The 12,102-nt window shown below is 70.8% G+C and carries 11 protein-coding genes; 8 read left to right on the top strand and 3 right to left on the bottom strand.

Features of this window, described 5'->3' with window-relative positions:
* The first annotated feature begins 117 nt into the window (after positions 1-117).
* Positions 118-1,023 (top strand): oxygenase MpaB family protein, encoded by a 906-nt coding sequence (locus ACFYP4_RS17225; protein WP_388786068.1) that lies wholly within the window; start codon positions 118-120, stop codon positions 1,021-1,023.
* Positions 1,024-1,092: 69 nt separating this feature from the next.
* Here ACFYP4_RS17225 and ACFYP4_RS17220 read toward each other — a convergent pair whose 3' ends face one another.
* Complete coding sequence (locus ACFYP4_RS17220) at positions 1,093-1,692, bottom strand: class I SAM-dependent methyltransferase (protein WP_388786066.1); 600 nt, start codon at positions 1,690-1,692, stop codon at positions 1,093-1,095.
* A 152-nt stretch (positions 1,693-1,844) separates the two neighbouring features.
* Here ACFYP4_RS17220 and ACFYP4_RS17215 point away from each other — a divergent pair, with 152 nt between their 5' ends.
* From ACFYP4_RS17215 to ACFYP4_RS17185, 7 genes are all read left to right on the top strand, one after another.
* Complete coding sequence (locus ACFYP4_RS17215) at positions 1,845-2,618, top strand: MHYT domain-containing protein (RefSeq protein ID WP_388786064.1); 774 nt, start codon at positions 1,845-1,847, stop codon at positions 2,616-2,618.
* 74 nt (positions 2,619-2,692) lie between these two features.
* Positions 2,693-5,224: a nitrate- and nitrite sensing domain-containing protein gene (locus ACFYP4_RS17210; protein ID WP_388786062.1), complete on the top strand. Its 2,532-nt coding sequence runs from the start codon at positions 2,693-2,695 to the stop codon at positions 5,222-5,224.
* On the top strand, positions 5,221-5,655 hold the full coding sequence (locus ACFYP4_RS17205) for a roadblock/LC7 domain-containing protein (RefSeq protein WP_358851179.1): 435 nt from the start codon (positions 5,221-5,223) through the stop codon (positions 5,653-5,655). Before ACFYP4_RS17210 ends, ACFYP4_RS17205 begins: the two co-directional genes overlap by 4 nt.
* An 18-nt stretch (positions 5,656-5,673) precedes the next feature.
* Positions 5,674-6,084, top strand: coding sequence for a DUF742 domain-containing protein (locus tag ACFYP4_RS17200; protein WP_358851180.1), 411 nt, complete (start codon positions 5,674-5,676; stop codon positions 6,082-6,084).
* A gap of 213 nt (positions 6,085-6,297) precedes the next feature.
* Positions 6,298-6,903, top strand: a complete 606-nt coding sequence (locus ACFYP4_RS17195; RefSeq protein WP_358851181.1) for an ATP/GTP-binding protein — start codon at positions 6,298-6,300, stop codon at positions 6,901-6,903.
* A gap of 172 nt (positions 6,904-7,075) precedes the next feature.
* Positions 7,076-7,489: a roadblock/LC7 domain-containing protein gene (locus tag ACFYP4_RS17190; RefSeq protein WP_358851182.1), complete on the top strand. Its 414-nt coding sequence runs from the start codon at positions 7,076-7,078 to the stop codon at positions 7,487-7,489.
* Positions 7,490-7,612: 123 nt separating this feature from the next.
* Positions 7,613-8,560 carry a DUF6397 family protein gene (locus tag ACFYP4_RS17185; RefSeq protein ID WP_388786059.1) on the top strand — a complete coding sequence of 316 codons (948 nt, stop codon included), beginning with the start codon at positions 7,613-7,615 and terminating at the stop codon, positions 8,558-8,560.
* 106 nt (positions 8,561-8,666) lie between these two features.
* On the opposite strand, the gene ACFYP4_RS17180 is transcribed toward ACFYP4_RS17185, so the two are convergent.
* Entirely contained in the window at positions 8,667-9,533 is an 867-nt protein-coding gene (locus tag ACFYP4_RS17180) for an acyl-CoA thioesterase II (RefSeq protein WP_358851184.1), read from the bottom strand.
* A gap of 19 nt (positions 9,534-9,552) precedes the next feature.
* Positions 9,553-12,066: a DUF3516 domain-containing protein gene (locus ACFYP4_RS17175; RefSeq protein ID WP_358851185.1), complete on the bottom strand. Its 2,514-nt coding sequence runs from the start codon at positions 12,064-12,066 to the stop codon at positions 9,553-9,555.
* Positions 12,067-12,102: the final 36 nt, after the last annotated feature.

The raw sequence follows: 12,102 nt of genomic DNA, 5'->3' as shown, positions 1-12,102 counted from the left end.
CCCCGCCGCCGCCGGCGGTGACACCACGCGCTCCCGGCCGAGGGCGACGTAGCTGATCGTCCATCTGCCGCTACTCCACGTAGAGTTGGCGGCCCGGCGACAGAAGGGGGAGGCCGCGTGAAGCGCTTCGAACGGCTGGAGCAGATCCGGCGGATGGATCCGTACAAGGACTCGCTGGAGATCTATCGCCTCACCGCGGTCTACGAGTTCCCGTGGGACTTCACGCGGGCGCTGGAGCTCGCCCTCTACCGCACGTACGCCGTCCCCAGCATCGGGCGCCTGCTCGCCGAGACCGCGGAGCTCACGGACCGCACACAGCGGCGCTACGACGACACGGCCCTGCTCCTGGACGCCGTCGTCGAACACGGCTTCGACGGTGAAGAGGGGCGTACGGCGATCCGCCGCATCAATCAGATGCACGGCAGCTACGACATCAGCAACGAGGACATGCGCTACGTGCTCTGCACGTTCGTGGTGGTGCCAAAACGGTGGATCGACGCCTACGGGTGGCGCAGGATGTCGCGCCACGAGATCGTCGCCTCCACCGTCCACTACCGCACCCTGGGGCGGCACATGGGCATCAAGGACCTCCCCGCGACCTACGAGGAGTTCGAGTCCTGCCTCGACGCCTACGAACAGGCACATTTCGGATGGGACGAAGGTGCCCGCCGGGTCTCCGACGCGACGCTGGACCTGATGGCGTCCTGGTACCCGCGCCCCCTGGCACCCCTCCTGCGCACCTCGACGCTCGCACTGCTCGACGACCCGCTGCTGCGCGCCTTCCGGTACGAGCTGCCGGGCAAGACCACGCGCGCGTGGGTGCGTCGCGCGGTCCGCGCGCGTGGACGTCTGGTCCGCCTGCTGCCCCCGCGCCGTGCTCCCCACTACGCACGGCAGAACTGGGAGATCAAGAGCTACCCGGACGGCTACCGTGTCGCGGAGCTCGGCACCCGACCGACCCCCGGGCTGCGCGGCTGCCCCGTCCGCCGCGCCGGGACGTCGGAGGCCGCCTCCCCCGAGTGAGCAGGCGTCGCCCGTGGGCGCTTCCGGGAAGGCGGGACCGCGGCCCGGGCGGTTGGCAGGGAGTGAGTGTCAGGCCAGGCGTACGGCAAGCGCGAGGAAGCGGGCGTCCTCGTCGACGTAGGACGTCATGCGCCAGCCGGCGCCCTCCAGCAGGGAACGGAGACTGCCTTCGGCGCGCAGGTCGTCCGGGGTGATGCGGCGCCCCTGCCGCGCCGCGAGCGCCGCCCTCCCGATGGGGTGGAACAGCGCGAGGACCCCGCCGGGTCGCACCACCCGTGCCAGTTCCCGCAGGTCTTCGCCGGGGTGGGGGAGGTGCGCGATCAGGCCGGCGCCGAACACGGCGTCCAGGGACCCGGTCCGGACCGGCAGAGCGGCGACGTCGGCGCGCAGCAGCCGCCCGTCCCGGTCCCGACCGGCCCGTACGGCGGCTTCGAGCATGGCAGAGGTCAGATCGGCTCCGATGACGACGCCGGAGGTCCCCACGGCCGCCCGGAGCGGGGGCAGGGCACGCCCGGTGCCGCAGCCCGCGTCGAGCACGCGGTCCCCTTCGCGCAGCCCGAGCTCGGCGACCGCGGCCGCGTAGGCGGGCCCGTCGTCGGGGAACCGGGCGTCCCAGTCCGCCGCCCGTGCCGTGAAGAACTCCTGGACGTGTGTGTGGTCGTCGTTCATGTTCCGCATGGTCTCTCACCGACACGAAGGAGGGCACGGCGCACACGTACGAGCGTCACGCGATCGTTCAGGTACCTCTCTGTGTCATATTGCAACACCTTTCGGAATGGGCCCCCTTCGTGCGCCCGCGGCAGGACTAGCGTCCCCGGGCCATGGGACACCTGGACCACGCCACCTTCGGCTGGCTGACCCCCGTGCTGTCGTACGTGATGGCCTGCATCGGCGCTGCCCTGGGGCTGCGCTGCACCGTCCGTGCGCCGGGCGCCACAGGACGATCGCGCCGAAACTGGCTGCTCACCGCCGCGTCCGCCATCGGCACCGGCATCTGGACGATGCACTTCGTCGCCATGCTCGGCTTCGGCGTCGGCGGAACCGAGATCCGCTACGACGTACCGCTCACGATCCTCAGCCTCGTCGTCGCGATGGTCGTCGTGGGGGCGGGGGTCTTCGCCGTCGGCTACGGCCGCGACCGGGGCCGCGCGCTCGTCCTCGGCGGCCTCACCACCGGAGTCGGGGTGGCGAGCATGCACTACCTGGGCATGGCGGCGCTCCGGCTGCACGGCAGCGTGACCTACGACCCCGTGCTCGTCGGGCTCTCCGTGGTGATCGCCGTGGTCGCGGCGACCGCGGCCCTGTGGGCGGCCCTCAACATCAAGTCGCCCGCGGCGGTCGCCGCGTCCTCCCTCGTGATGGGAGGGGCGGTGAGCAGCATGCACTACACCGGGATGATCGCGGTCGGTGTGCGTGTCGCCCCCTCCGGCGAGGTCCTGCCCGGGGCCACGGTGATGCAGTTCATCTTCCCCCTCGCCGTCGGCCTCGGCTCCTACCTCTTTCTGACGTCGGCGTTCGTCGCCCTGTCGCCCACGGCCGACGAGCGGGAGGCGTCCGCGTCCGCCCAGCGACCCGTCGAGAACGTCACCCCCTGAGGGCGGTTGACGAACTGGAACGCCCCGAACCCGCCCCGGACACCGAGCCCCGAACCACTCCGAGCGAGGAGGCCATGCGTACACCCCGCAGGACGCCCAGGGCCGGCGCTGAGCCGCCGCCGCAACCGCCGGTACGCGGTCGCCGCGCACACGCGGGCCCGCCGGCCGACGAACGCTCCGACCCCGACGAAGCCCCCGCAGGCACTCCGTCGGCGGCACCCGCACGCGCGAGCCGCTGGCACGTGCGCCCCCGCACCGTACGGGCGAAGATCGTGTGCCTGCTCATGGTGCCGGTCATGTCCCTGCTCGCGCTGTGGGCCTACGCCACCGTGACCACGGCTCAGGACGTCGCGCGCCTGCGGCAGTTGCAGCGTGTGGACGCGACGGTCCGGGCCCCCGTCGACGCGGCCGTCGCCGCGCTGCAGGCCGAGCGGACGGCCGCCGTCCGCTACGCGACAGACCCGTCAGCAGAACAGCCCGGAGCATTCAAAGAGCTGGCGGCACGCACCGACCGGGCCGTGGCCAGACTGCGACTCGGTGACCGCAACACCGTCGCCGACGGAGCCGACCTGCCTGCCGGAGTGGCCGGACGGCTCGAGGCGTTCGTCGCCGGAGCCGAGGACCTGCGGTCGCTCCGTGGCGCGCTGCTGGAGCGCCGTACCGGCTGGAACGAGACGTACGGGCGTTACACGAAGACCATCTCGACCGCCTTCGCCGTGGGCGGCGCTCTCACCGGGGTACAGGACGCGGGCCTCGGATCCGACGCGCGCGTGCTGCTCGAATTCTCTCGGGCGGGAGAGGCACTGGCCCAGGAGGACGCCGTGCTGTCGAGTGTCCGGCCGACGGGCACGCTGACGGGTGAACGGCTGCGGCTGTTCACAGGCGCCTTGCAGATCCGCCGGGCGCTCACCGACTCCGCCGTCGCCGACCTCAGCGGCGCCGAACGCGCGGCCTGGCACGACCTCGCGGACGGCAGCGCGTACGCCGAGGTACGCGCCGTCGAGGACAAGGTGCTGCTCGCCCGGCCCGGCGACAGGGGGATCGACGCCGCCCCCGAAGCCACCTGGAACGCGGCGCACGCGCGCGTGCAGGACGCCGTGCGGTCGATCGCGTCGGCCGCCGGACGCGGGGTCGCGGACCGCGCGGACCCGTTCCGGCGCGGACTGCTCACCCCGGCCGGCGCGGCGGTTCTGCTGGGCCTCGTCGCCGTCGCCGCCTCGCTCGTCATCTCCGTGCGCATCGGGCGTGGCCTGGTCGTCGAACTCGTCGGCCTGCGCAACGACGCTCTCGAGATCGCCCGCCGCAAACTGCCGCAGGCCATGGGCAGGCTGCGTGCGGGCGAGGAGATCGATGTCCGCGCGGAGGCCCCGCCCGGGCCACCGTCCGAGGACGAGACCGGACAGGTCGCCGAGGCACTGGGCATCGTGCACCGCGCCGCTCTGCGCGCCGCCGTCGAACGCGCCGAGCTCGCCAGCGGCATCTCCGGCGTCTTCGTCAATCTCGCCCGTCGCAGTCAGGTCCTCGTCCACCGCCAACTGAACCTGCTCGACAGCATGGAGCGCAGATCGGACGACCCCGGTGAACTGAGCGACTTGTTCCGGCTCGATCACCTCACCACACGCATGCGGCGGCACGCGGAGAGCCTGATCATCCTCTCCGGCGCCGCACCGGGCCGGGCCTGGCGGATGCCGGTCTCGCTGACCAACGTGGTCCGCGCCGCCGTGTCGGAAGTGGAGGACTACGCGCGCGTGGAGGTGCGCCGGTTGGCCGAGACGTCGATCGCCGGTGCCGCGGTCGCGGACCTCACCCACCTCCTGGCCGAGCTCGTGGAGAACGCGGCGCAGTTCTCACCGCCCCACACCCGGGTGCGGATCACCGGCGAACCGGTCGGCAACGGTTATGCGGTGGAGGTCGAGGACCGCGGCCTCGGCATGGGCAAGGACACCCTCGCCGAGGCCAATCGCCGTATCGAGCAGTCGGAGGCCCTCGACCTCTTCGACAGCGACCGACTCGGTCTCTTCGTGGTCAGCAGACTCGCGGCACGGCACGACATTAAGGTGCACCTGCGTACGTCGCCCTACGGCGGTACCACCGCGGTCGTCCTGTTGCCCACGGCTCTCCTGCAAGGCGGTGCGGCGGAACGTTCCCCCGAGGCCGCCGGCCGTGGACGGGCGGCAGGGCACGAGTACGCGCGTGTGCCGGCCGGCCCCGAGGAGGACTCCGTCCATGCGACGACCGAGATCCCCGCTCTCATGGCCCCGGTGCGGGCCGCCGCCGAAAGTCCGGCGAACGCATCACCCGACAACCCGCCCCACGGAGTCACCACCTTGCCCCTGCACCGGCCCCCGGACGGGTCCGAAACCTCCGACGGCCTGCCACGGCGCGTACGGCAGGCGAACCTCGCCCCGCAACTGCGCGAACAGCGCCAGGAGGAGCCGGTGCGCGCGCCGGTCCGGACGCGCGACGACGAACGCACACCCGAACAGGTCCGGGACCGAATGGCCGCCTACCGCGACGGCTGGGCTCGCGGCGGTGGCAGACCTTCCGGCCTCGGCAGCCGCTCCGCTGACCTGGCCGGCAGCGACAGCGAAGGAGACTCCGCATGATTCAGGATCCGTCCATGAGAGCCCGGCGCACGGGCGAACTCGACTGGCTGCTGGACGACCTGGTGCTCCGCGTCGTAGAAGTGCGACACGCCGTGGTGCTGTCCAACGACGGACTCGCGGTGGGATCGTCCGCCGGCCTCGGGCGCGAGGACGCGGAACATCTGGCCGCCGTCGCCTCCGGATTCCACAGCCTGGCCAAGGGCACGGGCCGCCATTTCGGGGCCGGCGGCGTGCGCCAGACCATGGTCGAGATGGACGACGGCTTCCTGTTCGTGGCCGCCGCGGGGGACGGCTCCTGCCTCGCCCTCCTCACCGCCGCCACGGCGGACATCGGGCTGGTGGCGTACGAGGTGGCACGGTTGGTCAAACGCGTCGGGGAGCATCTCCGCACGGCACCCCGCGTCGCCGCACGACCGCCCGTCGGCGGATGACCGAGGCGGCCCGCACAGATGACCGAGGACATGCCAGGCACCCCGCTCCAGCCGGGCAGCCAGTGGTACGACGGAGAGGCGGGACCCCTCGTCCGCCCGTACGCGATGACGGGCGGCCGGACCCGGTCCGGCCCCGCCGGAGTGCGCTTCGACCTGATCGCACTCGTCACCCTCGAAGCGGGCGCGCGTCATGTCGACGACACCGCGCTCGGTCCGGAACACCGGACCCTCATCGAACTGTGCCGCCCCGAGACGCAGTCCGTCGCCGAACTCTCCGCGGGAGCCGACCTGCCGGTGGGCGTGGTGAGGGTACTCCTGGGGGACCTGCTGGAACTGGGCTGCGTCACCGTCAGCCGCCCGGTTCCGCCCGCGCAACTGCCGGACGAGCGCATTCTGCGCGAGGTCATCGAGGGACTGCGAGCGCTCTAGACCATGAACCGGAAACCCTGCCGACCGGTCGGGCACACGCTTGCGCGTCCATCCCGACACCGAATGGACCCGAGTCGGTCGGATCCGTCCCCTTGCGGTCCACCGCCTCGCACGGGACGCGCGATTGTCATGATGCTGACTCCGCACCGAATGCTGACTCCGCACCGAAGAACTCAAGTCGACCGTTGCCGGCACTCCCGAGAGAAGTGATCGATGGTCTCCGAGCACTCCGACGCCACCGAAGGCGACACGGCCGCCCTGGCGTTGAAGATCCTGGTCGCCGGCGGGTTCGGCGTGGGCAAGACCACTCTGGTGGGCGCGGTCAGCGAGATCAGGCCGCTGCGCACCGAGGAACTGCTGAGCGAGGCGGGCCGGTCGGTGGACGACACCGACGGCGTCGACCACAAGGTCACGACGACGGTCGCCATGGACTTCGGGCGCATCACCATCCATTCCGGCCTCTCGCTCTACCTCTTCGGCACGCCGGGGCAGGACCGCTTCTGGTTCCTCTGGGACGAGTTGTCGCAGGGCGCCCTCGGCGCCGTCGTCCTTGCGGACACCCGGCGGCTGGAGGACTGTTTCCCCGCCGTGGACTATTTCGAGCACCGGCACATCCCCTTCGTGGTGGCAGTCAACTGCTTCACGGGAGCACGCTCCTACGGCGCCCAGGACGTGTGCCGTGCGCTGGACCTCGACCAGGGCACTCCGGTGGTGCTGTGCGACGCCCGGGACCGCGACTCCGGGAAGGAGGTGCTGATCCGGCTCGTCGAGTACGCCGGCCGGGTGCACACCGCCCGGCTGCTCGACTCGGTCGGATGAGGTGGACGGGCCGTCAGGGCCGGGCCGGCCGGTGTATCGGTCGGCCACGAAGCGGTAGCCGGTCATCTTCGGTGGCCGGCCGCCCTTCCCGCTTGCCCACGCGACGGCTGTGGGGAAGGCTGGTTTGTCGGATCCTCCGCCGGGAGGAGAGACGACACGGGGAGTACGGACCATGGGGCAGAACACGGGACTCGACTGGCTGCTGGACGATCTGACCGAGCGCGTCGACCACGTCCGGCACGCACTGGTCCTGTCGAACGACGGACTCGTGACGAGCGCGAGCACGGGGCTGCGACGGGAGGACGCCGAACATCTCGCAGCCGTCGCGTCCGGCCTGCACAGCCTGGCCAAGGGGTCGGGGCGTCACTTCGGCGCGGGCCGGGTACGTCAGACGATGATCGAATTCGACGACGCGGTGCTCTTCGTCACCGCGGCGGGCGACGGCAGTTGTCTGTGCGTGCTCAGTGGCGCCGAGGCCGACATCGGCCAGGTCGCCTACGAGATGACGTTGCTGGTGAACCGCGTCGGCGAGCACCTGCGCGTGGCCGCCCGGCAGCCGGAACAGAACTCGAGCTCGGACCTCTGACCTGCGTGTCTGCCCTGCCGAAGGGGAGTTATCCACAGGCTCCCCGCTCGATCCGGCGATCCGGCTACGGTTTTTCCCGAAGCGAGCGCAGATCGGCGCGAGCACCGCACGGGGGAGAACCGCATGTCCGGCACCACCATCACACAGCCCGTCACGTCCACCGCCGCCCCCGCCGACGCGGGAGCGCGGTCTCGGTCGTTGACACCGAGCCGTGCCGCACGGGAACTGGGACTCAAACGCAGCGAGTTCGAGCTCGCCGTCCATCTCGGCTGCGTCCGTACGGTCCCGGACGACGGGGGAGGGGGAACACGCCGGGTGGCCCGGGCGGAGATCGACCGGGTTCGCGCGACGGACGGCTCAGCCGATGCCCTGCGCGAGCGGGTGAGGACCGTGGGCACCAAGGAGGGCGCCGCCCTCATGGGCGTCACGACCGGCCGGTTCACGCGACTCGCCCGCCTGGGCCTCGTGGTCCCGGTGCGGTTCTACCTGAACCGCTACCGAGCCGTCGTCTGGCTCTATCTGGCCGACGAACTGCGGCAGTTCGCCGCCAAGGAGGAGAACGTCCCGCTGCTGAGCGGCCGCATCCCCGAGGGCCTGCGTGACCAGCTGGACGAGGGACTGGACCTGCGTCCCCGCAACTGGCGGGGGAGGCATCGGGGATTCCTGCTGCGCCGGACCGAGGATCCCTGGGCGCAGGCCGCGATCGTGGCCTCGCTGCTCGACCCGGTCCAGGTCGCGGAAGTCGTACGGGACCCCTACGAGCGCGCCCACCTGAACCGCTTCCGGCCCGAACAGGCCGCGCGGACGGCGCCCGACTCACCTGCCGCCCAGGTCATCGCGAGGATCATGACCGCCGGAGACTCCGATGAAATCGGCTGGCTCCGGGCCGACCTGGCCCAGGCGGTCGCCCACGCCCGGGAAATCCGCCCGGCTCCACGGCCCGCCCTGACGACCCCACCGCCCGTGCCACCGGCGCCGACCCAGCCGACCGTCGTCGAAAACCCTCGGCCGAGCGGAAAAACGCCGCGGTCACACAGTCTGTTCAGGTGGCTGCGGCGCAGAAACCCGTGACGAGCCACGCCGGCCCCTCGCCGACGGCGCACGCCACCGACGCGGGGCAGTGCCCCCTCCGGGAGGGGCGGATCCGCTTCTTCAGCGCTTGCAGGGCCTGCCGCGTCTACAGCGCCCGGAAGAGTCCCTCCTGCACGACGGAGACGAGCAGGCGACCCTCCACGTCGTAGATGCGCCCGCGGGCCAGCCCGCGTCCGCCCGTCGCGATCGGCGACTCCTGGTCGTACAGGAACCACTCGTCGGCGCGGAAGGGCCGGTGGAACCACATGGCGTGGTCCAGGGAGGCCATGTCGAATCCGCGGGGGCCCCACAACGGTTCTACCGGGATACGCACCGCGTCCAGGAGAGTCATGTCGCTCGCGTAGGTCAGCGCGCACGTGTGCACGAGCGGGTCGTCCCCCAGGGGACCGACCGCACGCATCCACACCGCGCTGCGGGGCTCCGCGTCCTTGATCTCCTCGGCGGTCCACCGCAGCCGGTCCGCATACCGGATGTCGAACGGCTGGCGCCGGGCCATGCGCTCCAACGCCTCGGGCAGCTCTCCCAGATGCTCCCTGATCTCCTGCGTCACCGTCGGCAGCGATTCGGGGTCCGGCACCTTGCGCGCCGGCGGCAGCTGGTGCTCGAAGCTCCCTTCCTCAGGCTTGTGAAAGGAGGCGGTCAGATTGAAGATCGTGCGGCCCTGCTGCACGGCCGTGACCCGCCGGGTGGTGAACGACCGGCCGTCGCGGACCCGCTCGACCTGGTACACGATCGGTACGCCCGGCCGGCCCGGACGCAGGAAGTACGCGTGCAGCGAGTGCACCGGGCGGTCGCCCTCCGTGGTGCGCCCGGCGGCGACCAGTGCCTGCCCCGCCACCTGGCCGCCGAAGACGCGCTGCAGGGACTCCTGCGGGCTGCGGCCACGGAAGATGTTCACCTCGATCTGTTCGAGGTCGAGCAGAGCGACGAGGCTCTCGGCTGGGTTCGTCATGGGTGGCATCCTCCTGTGTTCAGAGCTGACCGACGTCGGTGACCCGGACGATGGCCCGGCCCTCCGCGTCGGAGGCCGCGAGGTCCACCTCGGCGCTGATACCCCAGTCATGGTCGCCGTTCGGATCGGCGAAGGTCTGACGGACGCGCCACAGGCCGTGCTGCGGCTCCTCCTGGATCTGCAGCAGCTTGGGGCCGCGGGCGTCGGGTCCGGTGCCGAGGTCCTCGTACTCGTCCCAGTACTTGTCCATGGCCTCGCCCCAGGCGTCGGCGTCCCACCCGGAGTCCGCGTCCATCTCGCCGAGTTCCCTGACCTGGTCGAGGGCGGCCAGCTCGACCCGGCGGAACATGGCGTTGCGGACGAGGACGCGGAAGGCGCGCGCGTTCGAGGTGACCGGTTTGACCTGGTCGGCCCTCTCCTGCGCCTCCTCGGCGGTCATCACCTCAGGATTGGCGAGCTGCTCCCACTCGTCCAGCAGGCTGGAGTCCACTTGGCGCACCATCTCGCCGAGCCAGGCGATCAGGTCCTCCAGGTCCTCGGACTTGAGGTCGTCCGGGACGGTGTGGTCGAGGGCCTTGTAGGCACTGGCGAGGTATCGGAGCACGATGCCCTCGGTGCGCGCGAGCTCGTAGAAGGAGACGAACTCGGTGAAGGACATCGCCCGTTCGTACATGTCACGGATGACGGACTTCGGCGACAGCGGATGGTCGCCGACCCACGGGTGACTCTTGCGGTAGGTGTCGTACGCGTGGAAGAGCAGCTCCTCCAGCGGCTTCGGGTACGAGACGTCCTGGAGCCGCTCCATGCGCTCCTCGTACTCGACCCCGTCCGACTTCATCGCCGCCACGGCCTCACCACGGGCCTTGTTCTGCTGGGCCGCGAGGATCTGCCGCGGATCGTCCAGAGTGGACTCGACGACGGACACCATGTCGAGGGCGTACGACGGGGACTCCGGGTCCAGCAGCTCGAAGGAGGCGAGGGCGAAGGTCGACAGGGGCTGGTTGAGGGCGAAGTCCTGCTGCAGATCGACGGTGAGGCGCACGATGCGCCCCTGGGCGTCCGGCTCGTCCAGTTTCTCCACGACACCGCCGTCGAGGAGCGAGCGGTAGATGGCGATGGCCCGCCGGATGTGCCGGAGCTGCTGCTTGCGGGGTTCGTGGTTGTCCTCCAGCAGATGCCGCATCGCCTCGAAGGCGTTCCCGGGGCGGGCGATCACCGACAGCAGCATCGTGTGCGTCACGCGGAAACGGGAGGTGAGGGGCTCGGGCTCGGAGGTGATGAGCTTCTCGAAGGTGTTCTCCGTCCACCCGACGAACCCCTCGGGCGCCTTCTTGCGGACGACCTTGCGGCGCTTCTTCGGGTCGTCGCCCGCCTTCGAGAGAGCCTTCTCGTTCTCGATGACGTGCTCGGGTGCCTGCGCCACCACGAAACCCGCCGTGTCGAATCCGGCCCGTCCGGCCCGTCCGGCGATCTGGTGGAACTCGCGGGCCCGCAGGGTCCGCACGCGGGTGCCGTCGTACTTGGCGAGGGCGGTGAACAGGACGGTCCGGATGGGGACGTTGACGCCGACCCCGAGCGTGTCCGTGCCGCAGATGACCTTCAGCAGACCGGCCTGGGCGAGCTTCTCGACCAGCCGGCGGTACTTGGGCAGCATGCCGGCGTGGTGCACGCCGATTCCGTGCCGCACGTAACGGGAGAGGTTGCGGCCGAACTTGGTGGTGAAGCGGAAGTTGCCGATCAGCTCGGCGATCCGGTCCTTCTCCTCCCGCGTGCACATGTTGATGCTCATCAGCGCCTGCGCCCGCTCCACGGCCTGCGCCTGGGTGAAGTGCACGATGTAGACGGGTGCCTGCTTCGTCGCCAGCAGCTCCGTGAGCGTCTCCGTCAGCGGAGTCAGCATGTACTCGTAGGACAGCGGCACGGGACGCGTCGCCGAGCGGACCACCGCCGTGGGTCGGCCGGTGCGCCGGGTGAGGTCCTTCTCGAACATCGAGACGTCACCGAGGGTCGCCGACATCAGGATGAACTGGGCCTGGGGCAGTTCCAGGATGGGGATCTGCCAGGCCCAGCCGCGGTCGCCCTCCGCGTAGAAGTGGAACTCGTCCATCACGACCTGGCCGACATCGGCGTGCTTGCCGTCACGCAGCGCGATGGAGGCCAGCACCTCGGCGGTGCAGCAGATGACGGGGGCGTCCGCGTTCACGGACGCGTCACCGGTGAGCATGCCGACGTTCTCGGTGCCGAAGATCTTGCACAGCTCGAAGAACTTCTCCGAGACGAGCGCCTTGATCGGAGCGGTGTAGAAGGTGACCTCGTCGCGGGCGAGCGCCGCGAAGTGTGCCGCCGCCGCGATCATGCTCTTGCCCGAACCGGTGGGCGTCGAGACGATCACGTTCGCCCCCGAGACCACCTCGATCAGCGCCTCCTCCTGGTGGGGATAGAGCGTGAGGCCGCGTTCCCCGGCCCACGACTCGAAGGCTTCGTAGAGGGCGTCCGGGTCGGCGGTCTTCGGCAGCTGATCGATGAGGGTCACGCCCCCATCTTGCCTGGCATCGGACGCGATGAGGGA

Origin of the sequence: Streptomyces sp. NPDC005551 (assembly GCF_042871785.1) — a bacterium.
Taxonomy (GTDB): domain Bacteria; phylum Actinomycetota; class Actinomycetes; order Streptomycetales; family Streptomycetaceae; genus Streptomyces.
The sequence above is the reverse complement of the archived record's forward strand: the minus strand, read 5'-3'. Positions and strand labels throughout refer to the sequence as shown.